General features: G+C 69.8%; 17 protein-coding genes and 1 tRNA gene. 3 read left to right on the forward strand and 15 right to left on the reverse strand.

All coding sequences use genetic code 11. The annotated features are described in order from the left end of the window. Window positions 1-28: 28 nt before the first annotated feature. Both ACZ4VK_RS25795 and ACZ4VK_RS25800 read right to left on the reverse strand, forming a co-directional pair. Window positions 29-274 carry a hypothetical protein gene (locus ACZ4VK_RS25795; protein ID WP_468356439.1) on the reverse strand — a complete coding sequence of 82 codons (246 nt, stop codon included), beginning with the start codon at window positions 272-274 and terminating at the stop codon, window positions 29-31. Then, a complete protein-coding gene (locus tag ACZ4VK_RS25800; protein ID WP_468356442.1) occupies window positions 271-561 on the reverse strand; it encodes a hypothetical protein in 291 nt (96 codons plus the stop codon). The genes ACZ4VK_RS25795 and ACZ4VK_RS25800 overlap by 4 nt, the downstream gene beginning before the upstream one ends. Before the next feature lie 408 nt (window positions 562-969). Here ACZ4VK_RS25800 and ACZ4VK_RS25805 point away from each other — a divergent pair, with 408 nt between their 5' ends. Next, the gene (locus ACZ4VK_RS25805; protein WP_468356445.1) at window positions 970-1,869 is read left to right on the forward strand and encodes a hypothetical protein; all 900 of its coding nucleotides are present in this window, start codon (window positions 970-972) and stop codon (window positions 1,867-1,869) included. Between the two features lie 287 nt (window positions 1,870-2,156). Next, window positions 2,157-3,677 (forward strand): hypothetical protein, encoded by a 1,521-nt coding sequence (locus tag ACZ4VK_RS25810; protein ID WP_468356448.1) that lies wholly within the window; start codon window positions 2,157-2,159, stop codon window positions 3,675-3,677. 49 nt (window positions 3,678-3,726) lie between these two features. Here ACZ4VK_RS25810 and ACZ4VK_RS25815 read toward each other — a convergent pair whose 3' ends face one another. The 10 genes from ACZ4VK_RS25815 to ACZ4VK_RS25860 form a co-directional block, all read right to left on the reverse strand. Continuing rightward, a complete protein-coding gene (locus tag ACZ4VK_RS25815) occupies window positions 3,727-4,809 on the reverse strand; it encodes an NYN domain-containing protein (protein ID WP_468356451.1) in 1,083 nt (360 codons plus the stop codon). 95 nt (window positions 4,810-4,904) lie between these two features. After that, window positions 4,905-5,336: a hypothetical protein gene (locus ACZ4VK_RS25820; RefSeq protein ID WP_468356454.1), complete on the reverse strand. Its 432-nt coding sequence runs from the start codon at window positions 5,334-5,336 to the stop codon at window positions 4,905-4,907. A 47-nt stretch (window positions 5,337-5,383) separates the two neighbouring features. Continuing rightward, the gene (locus ACZ4VK_RS25825; RefSeq protein ID WP_468356457.1) at window positions 5,384-6,517 is read right to left on the reverse strand and encodes a hypothetical protein; all 1,134 of its coding nucleotides are present in this window, start codon (window positions 6,515-6,517) and stop codon (window positions 5,384-5,386) included. Window positions 6,518-6,942: 425 nt separating this feature from the next. Beyond that, window positions 6,943-8,133 (reverse strand): hypothetical protein, encoded by a 1,191-nt coding sequence (locus ACZ4VK_RS25830; RefSeq protein WP_468356460.1) that lies wholly within the window; start codon window positions 8,131-8,133, stop codon window positions 6,943-6,945. Beyond that, window positions 8,130-8,582, reverse strand: coding sequence for a hypothetical protein (locus tag ACZ4VK_RS25835; protein WP_468356463.1), 453 nt, complete (start codon window positions 8,580-8,582; stop codon window positions 8,130-8,132). Before ACZ4VK_RS25835 ends, ACZ4VK_RS25830 begins: the two co-directional genes overlap by 4 nt. 443 nt (window positions 8,583-9,025) lie before the next feature. After that, a complete protein-coding gene (locus ACZ4VK_RS25840; protein ID WP_468356466.1) occupies window positions 9,026-9,358 on the reverse strand; it encodes a WhiB family transcriptional regulator in 333 nt (110 codons plus the stop codon). A gap of 25 nt (window positions 9,359-9,383) precedes the next feature. Further along, window positions 9,384-9,620 carry a hypothetical protein gene (locus ACZ4VK_RS25845; protein WP_468356469.1) on the reverse strand — a complete coding sequence of 79 codons (237 nt, stop codon included), beginning with the start codon at window positions 9,618-9,620 and terminating at the stop codon, window positions 9,384-9,386. 579 nt (window positions 9,621-10,199) lie between these two features. Further along, a tRNA-Met gene (locus tag ACZ4VK_RS25850) sits at window positions 10,200-10,273 on the reverse strand. 54 nt (window positions 10,274-10,327) lie between these two features. Further along, window positions 10,328-10,531, reverse strand: a complete 204-nt coding sequence (locus tag ACZ4VK_RS25855; protein WP_468356472.1) for a cold-shock protein — start codon at window positions 10,529-10,531, stop codon at window positions 10,328-10,330. A 419-nt stretch (window positions 10,532-10,950) separates the two neighbouring features. After that, window positions 10,951-11,883, reverse strand: coding sequence for a hypothetical protein (locus tag ACZ4VK_RS25860; protein WP_468356475.1), 933 nt, complete (start codon window positions 11,881-11,883; stop codon window positions 10,951-10,953). A 187-nt stretch (window positions 11,884-12,070) separates the two neighbouring features. Between ACZ4VK_RS25860 and ACZ4VK_RS25865 the strand changes: the two genes are divergently transcribed. Beyond that, the gene (locus tag ACZ4VK_RS25865; RefSeq protein ID WP_468356478.1) at window positions 12,071-12,496 is read left to right on the forward strand and encodes a hypothetical protein; all 426 of its coding nucleotides are present in this window, start codon (window positions 12,071-12,073) and stop codon (window positions 12,494-12,496) included. Between the two features lie 151 nt (window positions 12,497-12,647). Here ACZ4VK_RS25865 and ACZ4VK_RS25870 read toward each other — a convergent pair whose 3' ends face one another. From ACZ4VK_RS25870 to ACZ4VK_RS25880, 3 genes are all read right to left on the reverse strand, one after another. Next, a complete protein-coding gene (locus tag ACZ4VK_RS25870) occupies window positions 12,648-14,135 on the reverse strand; it encodes a hypothetical protein (RefSeq protein ID WP_468356481.1) in 1,488 nt (495 codons plus the stop codon). A 7-nt stretch (window positions 14,136-14,142) separates the two neighbouring features. After that, complete coding sequence (locus ACZ4VK_RS25875; RefSeq protein ID WP_468356484.1) at window positions 14,143-14,379, reverse strand: hypothetical protein; 237 nt, start codon at window positions 14,377-14,379, stop codon at window positions 14,143-14,145. Window positions 14,380-14,525: 146 nt separating this feature from the next. Next, the gene (locus ACZ4VK_RS25880) at window positions 14,526-15,329 is read right to left on the reverse strand and encodes a hypothetical protein (protein WP_468356487.1); all 804 of its coding nucleotides are present in this window, start codon (window positions 15,327-15,329) and stop codon (window positions 14,526-14,528) included. Window positions 15,330-15,743 lie beyond the last annotated feature (414 nt).

Here is a 15,743-nt window from a genome sequence, read left to right on the forward strand (position 1 = left end):
TCCAAGGCGGTCGCTCGGCGGCTCTCGGTCAGCCGGCGTAGGCGATCGCCAGGACGGTGATCGTGGTCGTCTGCTCGCCGATGAGGAGGACGACGGCGGCGCGGCCGCGGGCCACCGTACGGATGATCCCGTCGTCCTCGCCGTACGGCTCGCTGGCTCTGAGAGGGTCGTGGACGGCGTCGACGAGACAGACGGCGATGTCACGGCGTGCCTCGTCGGGCAGGGCCTTGTAGATGTCGTGCTGGTCGGCCGGGAGGTGGAGCCGGTAGGTCACGCGGCGCCTCGCCGCTCCTGGGCGTCGTCGATGACGGTGTCGCTCATGTCCGGGGCACCGTCGTACTCGGGCGGCAGGGCGCCGTGCTCCCTGACGTAGGCGCGCGCTGCCTCGATGCGGGGGCGTGCCGCTTCGAGGGTCTCTGCGGCCTGGGCCCATCCCTCCAGGCGCCGGGGCAGCTCCTCCAGGCCGGTCATGTTGACGTCGGTCACGAGCTGCTGCCGCAGCGCGCTGTGCGGCAGGGCGATGTGGAGGCGGTCGACAGTCCACTTCGCGTGCGACGTCATGTCCTCACTCCCCTTCGGCGGCGGTGTGCCTACCGCCAGCGTAGCGGCCCGGGCCCGGCGAAGGGAGACGACCGGTTACCTGCCTTCGGCTGCGGCACGGTCCGCCCCTCCTGGCCGCGCCGGCGGCGATCGACCTGCTGAGGATGCGCCTCGATCACGATGATGCGCCGGCCGAAGCGCACCGGGCCGGTCTTGGTGGGGTCCGGGGTTCTGGCGTTTGCCCTTGCGGCCGAGGCTGTGCTACCTGCCCGCTTCCCGCCTGGCGGGAAGCGGTGGCCTTCGCTTCCCGCCAGGCGGGATCGGGGGCGGGACGGCGTGGTGGGGAACGCATACTGCGACCGCGGGGCGGCGATGGCACACCTGCCCTGCCCTGCTGGGGCGACGTCGATCTTCGGGAGGAATGCCACGATGAGCACTACGCCGGGATGGCTGCCGCTTGCGTTCTCGCTGTTCTCCTCCTTCACGATTCTGGTCGCCGTGGGCAGCACGATGCGCGCGTTCTTGCATGCCAAGGCCTCCTCGTTCCAGGCGTACGAGTTGCGTCGGCAGGCGGTGGCGCACTGGGTGGCCGCGGTGCTCGTCAACGTGGTTCTCATGGTGGTCCGCACGCGGCTGGACGGGCCCAGGGGTGCAGGCACGCGCCGGGATGCGGTTTCGATGCCGTGGCGGGGCATTGCCCTGGTAGGTGGGGGGCTGATCGTGGCTGCAGGTCTCCTGGCCGCTGCCCTGGTGCTCCTGCGAGTCTGGCGCGGGCGCCGCGAGCGGCTGCGGAAGGCGCAGCGTGCGCATGAGGCGGTCCAGGGGCGCGTTGAGTCCGTCGCGGCCCGGCACGACGCGGTGCTGGAGGAGTACGGCTCGGTACTCGTCGACTTCGCGGCAGCGCTGGAGCGTCCCGCGCTGTTCGATTCGTCCTTCGCGGCCACCGCGCGGTTCGACCGGGCGCGGATCGATGCCGACGATGCCCGTATCGCGCTGCGGATCCGCAGGGATGACGAGCATCTGGAGCGCTACCACCAGGCGGTGACCGAGCTGGAGGTGTCCTGGCTCGGGGCGCAGGACCATGCACGCCGCCTCGGCACCTCGCATCTGGAGCCGGTGGTCGCCCGGCAGTTGGCAACGGCGGTTGGTCTGGTTGCTGTCGTGCAGGGCGCCGCGAGCGAGGCGGAGAAGGCGCTGGCGTACGAGCGGATCCGGAAGATTCGACGCCAGGTCGGTGCTGTGGTTCGCATCCCTCAGCAGGCCGAGTTGTCGATCGAGCGTCTGGCTCGCCCTTCGCTGACCCCTGGGGCTGTCACCGCGCGGCCGTAGCAGTACGTCCTCCGGCGGCGACCATTTGCGCGCGCCGCTCTTCGGTCGGTCTACGGCACAGCCGGGGGCGGCGTGTCGTGTCTGGGTGGTCGTGAGGATGCTGCGGGTCCGGCTATCCTCGCCCTGGCGTATCCGTCATACGTGCCTCGGCAGGGCCCATCCCCCGCTGGAGGTGAACCGAGCCGCCGCTCGGAGGACGGGGAGATCATCGGCGCGGTCTGTGGGTTCCGTACGCCCTGGCGTCGGTTGTGATGGGGCAGCCTCGCTGGGATGTACAGGAGCTGATCATGACCCCGTCGAAGCCCCGAACGCCCAACCTGACCCACCAGCAGCGCATCGCGCGCGAGTTGAGGGATCTCGCCCCGCAGATCGGCCGTCAGGAGGCCCTGCGGCGAGTCACGCAGGCCCATGAGTCGGGCCTGCTCCCGGCCGTTCTGGATCGGGCCGGTATCAAGCAGGCAGCTCAGACTCTGGCCTCCGGCCTTCCCGCTATCGACCCTGCGGGCCGTACGGTGGGGCCGGTTGGACGCGTGGAGCAGCCCCTCACGCCTTTCGGCACTGCGCGGTTGTTCGCGGAGCGCTACCGCACCCGGTTTCGTCATGCGACGGGGCTGGGGTGGCTGTCCTTCAATGGGCACCAGTGGGTAGTCCTCGCCGATGACAAGCTGCCCCGGCTCGCGGCCGCCGAGTTCCTCGATGAGTTGTCCGGGCACGTTGCCGCTGAATCGTCTGACGGCCAGTGGTGGGACAGGTCAGGGGCCGCATGGCGAGAGCTGCTGGCCCTGGCCGCTGCGACGGAAGAGATCACGATCGACCCTCTGGCGCTCGACTCGGACCCCTTCGTGCTGTGTACCCCGGACGGCCTGGTCGATCTGGCATCCGGCAGCCGACGCCCGGCTGATCCGCGCCGGGATTTCGCCGCCCGATGCACCAGCGTCGTCCCCGACAGCCGGCCGACTCCGCTCTGGGACCGCTTCCTCCTCGACGCCTTCGGTGACGGCCTGGACGGTAAGCGGAGCCGTGACTACCTGCAGATTCTGCTGGGCTACTCCCTCACCGGCGACGTCAGCAGCCGAGTGGTTCCTCTTCTGACCGGGCCCGGCCTTGGTAAGTCGACCTTGCTGGCCATCGTGGACGAGGTCATGGGGTCCTATGCCAAACGTGTTCACGGCGGGATGCTCGACGGCTCCAGAGCAGCAGATCTGGTCGCCCTGCGGGGTGCTCGCCTGATCAGCGTCGAGGAGCCGCCGTCTCAGTTGCCCATTCTGCCGGACGGTGCTCACGTGGTGCGGCAACGGGGGTTGGCTGCTTCGTTCCAGGTCCGCCTTGATCATCATGTCTGTCTCGTCACAAGGGACATCGGCCTGCAACCTGCGAGCTTGCGGGCTCGGCTCCGGCCGATCCTCTTTACCCAGTCTCCTCGCCGGCTCGACCCGGGGCTGAGACTCCGTGTCGTCCACGAGGAGGGGCCGGCTGTTCTTCAGTGGATGCTGGCCGGGGCCCGCCGCTACATCGAGCGCCACCAGGCCGCCGGCCCCGCTCCTCTCGCGGCGCTGCCCGCTCCCGCGCCCTCATATCTCGCCGACCCGGTCGGCCAGTTCCTGGAGGAGCGCTGTGTGAAGGACACCGCCGGCCGGACAGGCCAGCCCCAGCTCCGCGCCGCGTATGCCGACTGGTGTGAGCAGAACGGCCTGCGGCCCGTGCCTCCCCGCGTGATGACCCGGCAGGTCCTGGAGGTGCTGGAAGTAGGCGCCTTGGTCAAGAGCAACGGGATCCGGCACTTCCCCGGTGTGACGCTGCGCGAGTAGAGCGGTCGTGATCGAATGCGCTGCCGCCCACGCCCGGGTTCGGTGGTTCTCAGCGGGCGGGAGTCAGCCGGTCGGCTGGCGCGACGCCGTCCCAGAATCCCGCGCGCAGGTGGACTCGGTGTTCTTCGCTGATCTCCTCGTTGCCGATCATGCCGAAGCGGGCGGCGTAGCGCAGGAGTTCGCCGTCGAGGGAGCGAGGGATGCGGGGGTTGGCCTCGGCGAGCCTGTCGATGAGCTCTGTGGCCTGGTCATGCGGCAGTCGCTGGGTCCAGCGAGTGGCGAAGATGCGGCCGACCTCTCTGGGCTCGCCGGTGACCTGGGTCATGTCGTACTCGCGGTCCGCCCATTCCTGTTCGGAGGTGGTGAGATCGCTCAGGAGCGGAAGCCCGACATCGGGGTCGACCCAGCCGGTGTCCGAGGACCAGCGCAAGGCAGCGGCCGGGGGCGGTGTTGGGCGGTGGGCCAGCGCCCTCGGGGTGGGGATCCGAGGCGCGGCCGGGGGAGACTCGGGCTCGTCGTCCGGCCCGGCGCACTCGCGCGCGGGCTGGGCTGGGCTGTCGGTCTCCTGCTGGGCCGCGGGTGAACCGGCGGCCTTGATGGCCTGTGTCAGCCAGGCGCGGTCCAGCAGGTGCCGCTCGTCGGCCTCCGCCACCAGGTCCTCGGACTGGTTGTACTCGCCGTCGGCGGCCTGGACGGCCCACAGGTGGATGGCCACACCGTGATCCTTGGCCGCCATCACCCCAGGCAGGAGGTCTCCGTCACCGGTGATCAGGACGATGTCGCTGCAGGCGTGGTTGCGGGCGAGCTCGGTCAGCTGGGCGTGCATGGCCGCGTCCACGCCTTTCTGCTGGAACCGTCCTTCAACCCGGGTGAGCAGGCCCAGGCGCACCGTGACCCGGGGCATCACCCGCAGGCGACGGTGCTCGGGCTGGGGCACCCGTTCAGGGGCCCCGTCGAACCAGTAGATACGCAGGAGTGGCTGCCCGGTATCGGCCTCGGCGCGCTGGCGTATCTGTTCGATCAGCCGCCCGTGATCGACGGACAGCCGCGACCGTGCCGCGTCACCCGTCAACAGGGTCGCGGCCGCGCCCAGGAGATATCCGGCGTCCACCAGGACAATGCAGCGGTCCACGTTCCCCCCTCGACCGTGAGCAGTCCCTACTCAGCCGGTAGTCCATCACATGCCGCTCTCGCGGACTCGTCGTTTACGGGCTCCGGGCGGCGCTCCTAGGCCGCGGGGCTGCCCGCTTCGGGTTCTGCGGGCAGGCGGATCCCCCAAGCCGACCGTGTCGCGGCGGTGAGGGCCGGCGGCAGGGGGGCGGGCTGGGGCGGATCCGGAATCTCCTCCAGGCGGCAGACGTGCCATCGCCATCCGTCGCTCCCGCTGTGCCGGGCGGACACGACCCGGTCGTATCCGTCCCCGCATGCATGTCGGGCCGTCTGCACGGCCTTGGCCAGGGCGATCAGGAACTGCGGCGGGAGATCCTCGGGCCGTGACGGGGGCGTACGCGGGTTCCAGACGGTGTCGGTCCCGTTCACGAGCACGGCCGCGGCGTCCAGTTGGAAGATCTCATTGGCCTTGTCCGCGCGGAGCAGACGCGCGGCGCTGCTCCCTTCCCGGTAGCCCTCGGTGTAGATCCAGACGGTGCCGTGCGTCACGGGCTCTCCTCTGTGCGGGTATTGGATTCGTGCGGGTTGGACGGCTGTCATGCGGCGCAGTCCGCGATGAATGCCTTCTTGGATGGCAGCAGTGGTGCTCCTGCTGGGCCTTTGATGTAGGGACCTCGCCAGCGGATCTCATGTATCTGGCGGTTGGGGTACCACTGGCGGACCTTGTGCATCCGAACCGGCCAGCGGTGGTGGTAGCGGTGCTGCCCCTCGGGGCCCGGTTCCCCGGCGGAGGCAGAGAACCGTGTTGCCAGTTGCAGTACGCGCACCTCGGGGGTGGGGCGTACGCCGTCGCGCCGCTGGTGGCCGCGGGAGGGGGGCGTCCGGTCGACGATGGTGCCTTGGGCGGTCAGCCGCCAGAAGGCGAACATGTAGCGCGTGGCGAAGTCGTCCTGGGAGTCGTCGACTCGGCCGCCGTCCCAGGTTCCGATGTCCGACGAATCGGCGGGGGTCGCGACGGCGTTGAGGGCGTCGTGCAGGGTGCGTCGCATCTCGGCGAACTGGGCGCGTTGGGCTTCGCCGGCCTTCACCATCGGGCCGTCGAGAGGCAGGGAGTACAGGCCGTCGGGGAGTAGGCGCGGGAAGGGGGACTTATGGGCCCGTGCTTGTGCCAGAACCGTCGTCCAGCCGTCTGGCTGGACGGGGCCGTCACGGTCCATGAGCGGGACGATTTGCACGCCGGGGTGCTCAGCCGTGGTGGGGTGGGTTCGGTGCTGAGTGATGGGTTGCCACCCGAAGGCGGCGATGTCGGACAGTGATCCGCCCCGGTTGACGGTTACCACCGGTTCGGGAAGAACCAGCAGGCCGCGCAGGACGGTGAAGTCCCGGTCCCGCTGCAGCGTGTCCACATCGGCGGGTTCGAGGGTGGAGGCTGCCGCCATCACGGCGGCATGCGACTCTGGCGACAGGACGATCACCTCGGCCTGCTCTAGGAGCTGGGTGACCTGCGCGATCTTCCACGCGGCTGCCTCGTGTGGTGTGGTGGGCCACGGCGGGCGGTACCCGGTCTTGCCCAGCATCATGGAGCAGGTCCGGTCCCACGCCTCTTCCTTGCTGGGCGCTCCCATGCGCAGCAAGGAGAAGAGTTCGCGCAGGCGGCCTTGGATGGTGAGTGCCTGCCAGGTCTCGACCCCCTGGTTGCCGGGGAGCAGCCGGAGCGCTTCTTCGCGCATCTGGTGTGCTGCTGCGGCAGCCCTGGGCGTCGTCCAACGAGTCGCGTTCTCCCGGCTGCGCTGTCTCTTGCTCCTGCTCGCCTTGCCCACCATCAACTCCCTGTGCTGCTGGCGCGTCTTCGTGCACCTGGCGTAGGAATCTCACAATCGCGAAGGGGCGGACGACGGCGAACGCCAGGCCCGTGGGGCGGGCAGGTACCTGCGACTTTCCCGTCCGGCGAGCGGGCCTGGGCAGCGGTGTGCCCGCCCAGCGGTCGGATCGGTCCGCGTTGCCAGCAGATGTGTCCCTCTGTGTCCCTGCCTGCCCTCTGCGGGCCGTCCAGCTTGGGTGGGTGAACCCGGTGCATCGGCGGTGGGCATTTGCCGTCAGCTGTGTCCCTGTGTGCCCCTGCGCCGGTGTCCCCCCGGACGTCGCCGGTCCGTGATTACGCGTACCTGCCCGTACCGGGCTGGGCGTACTGCTGGGCACTGAGGTGCTGCTGATGTCGTAGCGCCTCGGCCGGCGAGGCCTGGGACTGGTGGGGCACCGGGCCCGCGGCGGGGGGTAAAGGCAGAGGCGAACTGAGACGGACGAGGATGCCGAGTGGACCGAGGCGCCCGGGGTCGCCGCCAGCCATCCGTTCGGCTTCCTCCGCTCTGCGTACGGCGTCCTCCGCAGCCCGTTCGTGCGGGGTGATCTGGGCGCGGCGTTCCAGCTCGCTGGAGATCGGGTGGAGCTGCTGCTGGGCGGGCTGAGTGCTCTGCCGAGTCGACATGGCCTGCAGGAGGCTGGAGGTGACCTCGGCCCGCCAGGAGCTGAGCTGCTGGTCGGAGAGCCGCGTCATCGAGGGGCTGTAGGCCATGCGGTTCAGCGCGGCCTGCGCATCCTGGTAAGTGATCGGCAGGTGTCCGGAGGCGATCGCCGTGTCGCGGCGCATCGGATTGGACTCGGGTGCCAGCCGGTCGGCCCAGGCCAGGATGGTTGTGCGCAGCTCAACGGCCTGGGCGGAGGTGTATCCGTAGGCGGCGAAGGCCTCGTCGGGGACCTGAGCCACCTGTGCGAACGCCTGGTAGAGGTCCTGCTGAAGTTCGTTCTCCGGGCGGCCTTGGTGCTGGGCGAGGCCGGTGACGTACATGCTGATGTAGCGGTCGGCGTTGGCCTGTCCCATGTGCGCTTCGAGCAGCGACAGGTCTACGAAGTCCTTGGCGCCCAGGCGATTCTGCAACGCTTCGAGCTTGCGGTAGAGGCACTCGCCGATCGCGGTCACCGGCATCCCGTCGCGGTCGACCGGCTTGAGGTAGCGGGTGACGCAGACCATCTGCACGTTGACCGTGCCGTGGTCAGGGTGGCTGACGACCATCTCGCCGTTCTGCGCGGTCGCCATTCCGTCGGTGACCCCCCACGTCGCGGCCTGCTCGACGTGGTAGCCGGCCGCCTGCAGCGCCTGGGCGACGTCGTGGCGGACGGTGTCGGCGTCGTCCAGGAGCTGGTTGACAAAGAGGTCCACGTCATCGGAGTCGCGGGCACCCCTGACACCGTGAACCTGCATGGCCAGGCTGCCTGCCAGGCTGTAGCCGCGTTTGCCGCAGGCGGCGAGTGCCAGGCTGGCTACCTCAAGCTGCTGTTCGTTTCTCACGCGCGGGGGCTCTGGCGCAGCTCGGGGAAACGGTCCTCCCAGACCCTCAAGACGGCGGGCGGCCCGATCCTCTGGGGCCACATCTGCTGCAGGAGTTCCCGGTTGAGGAGCTGACGCTGCTGATCGGCGGTACCGGTGAGCAGCAGCCTGCGGTAGAGCTGGAGGCGCTGCCAGGCGTGGTCGAGATCGATGCGGCCGGACAGCTCGCGATCCGCGAGACGGGCAGGAACCTCCACTGAGCCGCTGGAGGGGCCCTCGAGGTCATCAAGCGAGGCCACCGCCTCGAAGCCCTGGGAGCCGAGCCAGTCCCCGGCCTCCGCCGAGATCATCGCTGCCCCGATGTCAGGGGCCAGGTGTCCCTGGCTCACCGCCCGGCGTACGCCTTGGTTCTGCACGGCCCGAGTCCGCGCGGCCCCTTCGAAGTCCGGGAACTCCATGTCCATCGACATCGCCGCGTTCTCCTTCTGCCTGCTCGGCTCGTGTACCTGGGAGCGGATGCTGTTCATCCTGCCGGTCACGGCGAGTCGAGCGGGAGATGAGAGCGCGCCGCTCTGGGCGTGTACCGGTGGGCGGTACGCCGGTACGGGGGCTTCCCGCGGGGCGGGAAGCAGCAGTGCGCTGCTGACCCCACGGAAGCCGACGCTCTCAGCCCTGGTCACTGACTGGGCGCCTCGTCCGGGCTGTCCCGTCGTGGCAGGGCGCGACGCTGTTGGAGCAGGGACAGGGGCTCGCCGCCCGGGAGGGCTCCCAGACGAGGCTGGGAAGCGGCCTCAGTTCTCCTTCACTTGCCAGCCCTGGGTAAGTACCGTGGCGCCTCCTAGGTCCGGAGACTTGCTAGGAAATGTGTCCCTGGGCGCCCCTGTGTCCCTGAGCGGCGCGGCGGTGCCGGTATTCAGCTCGCCTTGGGCTGGGTGCGGCCGGTGGCTGTCCGTGCGCCGGTGTCCGCTTCGAATTCTGCTGCGGTCTGGGCGTTCTCCAGCAGGTGACGCCACGAAGTGACGTTGGGGCGGCGGCGCAGCAGGGCCCGGCGTTCCCTCTCCGTCATCCCACCCCACACGCCGAACCACTCGCGGTGATCGAGGGCGTAGGCAAGGCATTCCAGCCGGACCGGACAGCCCGTGCACACGGTCTTGGCCCGGTTCTGTGCGGCCCCGGTCTCGAACAGGGTCTCCGGATCTGTGACCCTGCACGCGGCCTCGCCTCGCCAGCCCAGCGATGTACTCATCCCCGTCCCCCTTGCTCCAGCCGTCTCAGCGCGGCCCCGCTGTTTGCCCTGCGCCGGTGAGAGCGAGCTGGTCGGTCACGGGGAGGGCGTCGAGGAAGCGTGCTTCGCCGAAGCGCGCGGTCTTCGCGGCCAAGGCCTCCTCGCGGCTCTCGCCCGCCAGCCACGCCCAGGTGGCCGTGCACCAAGGCGGCAAGGGGGCCGGAAAGTGGTGGAGAACGCCGTGGGAGAAGCACCAGGCGTAGGGGCCCTTCGCGTCCTGCACTCGTGTCTCCGTCCTCGCCCTGCTCCCGGCTCTGCGCCAGCTGCTGTGGCGCCCACTGTAGAGGGCTCCACGGACAACGTGCCCGGTCACAAGTGCCCATGGGCCACGCGCGCCCGCGCAGGACCGGGCCAGTTGTGGGGTTGCGCACTGGTGCGTGCTTCGGAAGTGAAAGGGTGTTCCCACCCGGGGCGGCCGGTCGGGCCCATGCCCATCGTGACGGAAGCCGGCCGCCTCCGCCTCCCTGATAAGGGTGGGATATTTCAGTCCCTTCGGTCCCTCATGTGCCGTAGCCCGAGTCGCCGACGAGCGTCGCCGACGGCGCTGCCCATCGTGGCGAGGGCCGCGGCAGCAGCGTGCAGCCGAGTGCGTCGGCGTGAGATGACGTTGAGGGCATCGGCGGACTGTTCGACCACCGTCGATGACAGGAACTCACCGAGAAGGCCCTGGGCAAGCAGGGGTTGCGGCGAAGTGACCTGCGGGTGCACGAAGTTCGCGGCTGCGCACCTGGCGGCGGGCCCCGCGCCCTCTTCGGTCATCGAACGGCGAAGGGCCCGACTGCACGCCGGGCCCTTCGTTCAGTAGCGGGGACAGGATTTGAACCTGCGACCTCTGGGTTATGAGCCCAGCGAGCTACCGAGCTGCTCCACCCCGCGTCGTTGGGACCACTCTACACAGCGGTCTTCGGGGGGCTGGAGCGGGTTGTCCCGTCAGCCGCGCACGATGTTCTCGGCCTGGGGGCCCTTCTGGCCCTGGCCCACCTCGAACGTGACCGACTCCCCCTCGACGAGTTCGCGGTAGCCGTTGCCGGAGATGTTGGAGTAGTGCGCGAAGACGTCCGGTCCGCCGCCTTCCTGCGCGATGAAACCGAAGCCCTTTTCGGAGTTGAACCACTTCACGGTGCCGCTGGCCATACTGCTGTCCTTCGATATCGCCGGGAGATCCCGGTTGGTCTGGAACGGGCGTCCGTCGCCGGAAAGCACCCGAGTCAGTTCTACCCCGCAGATGGCACGCCTGTCCTACTTCCACACGAGCAACGTGCACCTGCCCGCAGAGCAGTGAAACCCCCGTGATGGTTCCGTACCGGCGCGCCTACACTCGCTACCCGACAAGCGAGAGGACTTGCTCAGTGGACCAGCAGGACCCAGCCGGCCGGGCATCCGGCGATGCTCCGATCTACGCGGCTCTCATTCGTGAACGCGGAGACGTCCCCGACGACGTCAAACGGGCTGCCGCCCAGCTGCTCGCGGAGAGTGGCCGTGCCGTGAACTTCGGCTCGGTGCGCGCTGCTTGAGGACGTGAAGTCAGGCCTTCGCACGCTGCGGGACAGCGGTCAGGACGAGGGTGTTTCGAGGGCGCCGGCGGGCGGGGCAAAGGGGGCCATCCAGTCGCCGCCGGACCAGTTCCAGCGTGTCGCGCCGTACTGGTTGCGCGTGTACGGCTGGGTGCGGTCGAGGCCCGGTCCGTCGCTGTTCATGGGGTAGTGGATCTGGCTGTACGGGTGCTCGGTGGCGTCGCCGAGAAGGGCTGCGACCTGCTCGTAGGTGACATCCTCGATGGGCCTGTCGACGAACAGCTCGCTGACGATGATCTCGGCGCCGATCGTTGCGTCGTCCAGCGGGTCCATGTCCACCGTGACGTCGAGGGCGGGTTGGCACTCCGCGTCGCGCAGGATCTCGAACGCGGTCCGGATGGTCGCCCATGGCACGGACTTCCACGGGTTGTCGATGTTCAGCCCGTCGCCGCTGTGCTCGTCCTCGATGCGCGGCCAGTCGAGCGGGTCCCAGATGCGTCCCAGTGACAGCGAGGGCGACTCGTCGTCGACCAGGTGTCCGTCCAGCTCGGTGCGCATCCACTCGCGGACAGGCGAGCGGTCACCGAACCGGTAGTGCGGGTCGGCGTCGGTGAGGACCAGGTCCTCCATCACCGTGTCGTGCAGCTCGCGGTGGTCGGCCGGCCAGTTGTCCCAGTAGGCGCTCTCTCGCTCCTCCTCTGCGGCGGCCTGGGCGGCGGCATCGGTCTTGCACGGCTCGCAGCCCTGCAGGTGGCGGATCTGGGAGCGGGAGGCGTTGGCCCGGATGTCGAGCACGGGGTTGGTGAGCACGCCGACACGGTCGCCCTTCACCCACACGACCTGCTCGCGGAAGCGGTCCGGCGGCATGTGGACCAGGTCGCCGACCTGGAAGTGGCCGTCCTGCTCCCAGGCGGGCACGGGGCGCTGCGCGGGCGTGGCCGTGCGGCGGCGGAACAGGTGACGGATCTTCACGGGACCTCCGGGCAAAGGGCGGGGTGGGCTGGACCGTGCCCGGTCGCCTGGTGTGCGGCCAGGCCCGGGCCCGTGGGGCGGGCGGTGTCCGGCGGGAGTTGTCCGCCGGACGCACCGGGTGGGGATCGCTGCCCGTGGGGTGGGAGCCAGCGGTGTCAAGGTGCGGCCACCGCCTACGGTCGCGGCCATGTCCCACGACGAACTGAGCACCAGCGTCCTTCACCAGCGGATCATCGACACCGGCCACTTCGGCCGTGGGGACGTGGTTCATGCCATCGGCTCGCTGCTCGAGGCCCAGCACATCGGGCGTCCGCTGATGCTGTACCGGGTCATGGGACAGACGGCGTGGCATCTCACCGGGGAGCAGGCACACATCCTGGAGACGGAGCAGCGGCCTGGCCGGGCTGCAGTACGGGCTCCGGCCCGGTACTTGATCCATCTGGAGAACTGCCCGCCATGCGCAAGGTTCGAGGGCCAGCTGCGGGAGGAGATCACCTCCGGGGACTTCGGGGATGCCGAACCGCACGAGGTGATGCTGATCGCCCGTACGCAAGACGGCCAGCTCGTGCACATCCTGGATGTGCTGAGGCTGGAGGGCGGGCAGGGCGGCTGAGACACGGTCCGTGGGCGGGCCGGCGTGGCCCGCATGCCCCGGGAAGGCGTCATCTTCCGCCCGGTGGGTTCCCGGGACGGGGGCACGCCGCTTCTTGCCCCGGGGCGGTCTGCGCTGGCGCTGAGGACAGACAGTGGCGACTCTGCCCAGGTCAGGAGCCCGGGGCATGCCACATGAACGCGCCTGCGGGGCCCCGGCCGATATCGACCATGGCGAGGCTGCCGGGGGTGTAGTCAATGAGCAGCGATGACAGCATCAGCAGGCCGTCCGGGGACTCGACCGTACTGATCTGCGTGCGGCTGCCGTCCGTTGCCGAGTAGGCGTAGAGCGCCATGTCCAGGACGCCCTTGCCGCCCAGGACGTACACCGTGTCGGTGTCGGCGCCGACGAACCTGGGTTGGGTCGCCTTGTCGACGGGCCGCGTCCATCTCGCCGCCCCGGTCGCCAGGTCGAACGCCGTGACCTGGGTGGGGGGGTCGCTGCTCATGGTGTCGCCGGCGACCACGTACGCGGTGGTGTCGGTGAGCTGGATGTTGAACTTCTCTGCTCGCCCCAGCAGGAAGAACTGGCCGAGTTCGGCGGGGCCGGCGGGGGTCGTCAGTTTGATGTGCCGGGCGATGTTCCCGTCCCGGGTGAAGGTCACGAGCTCGGCCGGGGTGTTGTCGTCGAAAGGGTCGGGACGCAGGAGCGCGGTCATGGGGGCGGCGGAGAGCAGGTCGACGCTCCCGTCCTTGGGTACCGGTAGCGGGACGGCGGCGGGCGAAAGCTGCCGGCCGGTCTGGTCGAGCGTCGTGACGTCATAGGTCCAGGTCGCGCCGTGTTCAGTGCCGAGGAGCACCATGAGCCGGTCGGCGGCGATGGTCATGTCCCAGTTCAGGACGTACGTGTCGGCCGCGGCGCCGGGGTTTCGCCAGGTCCAGGCGACGCTCTGGTCGGTCCGGAGGCCCACGACGGTGTTGGGGGTCATCACAGCGAGGACGTCGCCGGTGAAGCCCATCCGCGTGGCGTCGTTGGTGAGGGCCTTGCCACCCAACGGCACGCCGGCGACGGTGGTCGTCCACACGGTCTTGTTGCCGTTGCGGGTGTCGATGAGCGAGATGTGGTCGCAGGAGGCTTTGTAGCTCTCGGGGTCGCCCTCGAGCCAGGCGATGGCACCGAGGCCGTTCTTGTTCAGCCCGTCGCTCATGCCGCAGGGACTCATCCCGGGCTTGGGCGGTTCGAGCGTACCCGTCTGCTTGCCGGTGGCCTGGTCGAATACGGCGATCCCGGTGCCCCGGCCTACGTAGTAGGAACTGCCCGCGCGCCAGGTGCCCATCAGCTTGGCGCGCAGGATGTCACCGGTGACGGCCGGGGCCGTCCATGAGGGTGCGAGCCGGGGCGGGAAGGCCAGGGCCTTGGGGACTTTGGACGGCTTGGCTGCGGAACTCGATGCGCTCGCGGACGGGGCTGCGATGGCCGGGCCGGGTGACCTGTTCATCGCCCACGCGGTGATGCCGACGGCCAGGAGCGCCGCGCCGACGAGCGCCGCGCCGATCCGGCGGCTGCGGGCGGGGTGCTTGACGTCTCCCGGCGGCGGCCCGAAGCGAGTCGAGGGAGCGGGTGGGGTCGCGCGCTCGGGGCCACCGGGCATCTGGGTCATCGGAGGGTCATGCCTTCCTGCTGTTGCTCGAACGGAGGCTGTGGGCTGCGGCGCGGCGAAGGACCTGGGCCGTGCGGCGCAGGACGGCGATGGTCCGGCGGAGCCGGCCGGGGCGGGTCGCCCGCTCGGCGCGGCGTATGCGGCGGCGCTCCGCGGCAGCGGCGGCGATCTCGCGCTGTCTGCGGGCCACCCGCAGCCGTTCCTGCATCTCGGCGCGCACGGCTTCGGGAGTGTGGTGGATCACGAGGGCTTTCCTTCAGGTCCGGCGGAGTGCTGCCGGACAACGCTGGTGGTGGCTGCCTTCGGTCACGCGACGTCGCGGGCGGCAGTCGGCCGATCTGCCCGCGGTGCAGCGCCGGAGGGGGCCTCCGCGCTGCACCGGCTGGAGCGTCAGAGCGCGGGGGTCTGGCCGTCGGGCGCGGGGGCGCCGGTGAATCCCTGCACCAGCTCGGCCATCGGCACCTCGACGGCTCCGGTCGGGGCGGTGGTGGGTTCGGCCTTGGCCACCCGCAACACGAGGGCGAGCTTGGTGACCTTCGCGTTCTGCGTGAGCTTGGCGAAATCCAGGGATACCTCGCTCAGCTTGCCGTTCTTCAGGGCGAAGTCGGCGGTCACCTTCTGGTCCGGCACCTTCTTGAGGTCGTTGTCGCTGGGCAGCGTGGCGCCCGGCGGGAGGTCCTTGGTGAACGGGCGGACTTCCTTGAGGAGTTCGCTGAGCAGCGTCCGCACGGAGGCCGTGGCGGTGATGTGGTCGGCGCCGCCCCTCTCGCCCGCGTCCTTCAGCTCGACCTCGCGGGTGATGACGCCTCGCAGAGCCTTGCTGAGCTTGCTCTGGGTGTCGGCGTCCGGCGTGGTCTGCGGCGTCTGGGGGCCGGTGACGCCGCTCTTGAGGTCCTTCGCGGGAACCTTGATCCATTTGCCGTCGAGGAGGTGCTTGAACGCGGTCGCGCTCTCGGGCAGGTCCTCGGCGGCCGGAAGGGGGCTGCCGGTCTGCGCGGCCAGCGCGCTCGCGTTGGCGTGGAGGTAGGCGTAGTCGCCGACGATGCGGTACTCGATCAGGTCAGCGTCCGTGCTGCTGACCTTCACCGTCATTCCGGTGATGTCCTTCTCACCGGACTCGTCCAGGGGCTTCTTGGACTGCACGGAGAGGGAGATCCTGGCGTCGGCGAGGAGCTTGGCGACCTGATCGGGCATCTCGTCGCCGGGCGCGGCTCCCTTGTCCAGGGCCTTGAGCGTCGTGGCGTCGGTGTCCAGGTCCAGCTCGAAGGAAGCCGAGTGCTCCTTGCCGAGCTTGTCGAAGGCCTGGTCGAGTTTCTGGCCGGCGGACAGGTTCTCCGCCGTGCCGCATGCGACGGCACCCGTAAGGACCGTGGTGGCGACGGCGGTGGCGATCAGGGTCTTGCGTATGGCGGAAATGACGGTCTCCTCGTGGCTGGGCCCGGCGCCGGTCGTGGACAGGGGGCCTTCCGGCCAGGTCCACGTTGCACGGTGCCGCGCGGCCGCAGCCAGCGAGTTCGAGCGTCGAGGCGTGATCTTCCCACCAGGCGGGCAGCCAGATGGGCGGCTTCCCGCCTGACAGGCGCATCCGGCCCGCCCGTCCCAGTCCTG

The sequence above is a fragment of the Streptomyces sp. NPDC028711 genome (assembly GCF_055565415.1).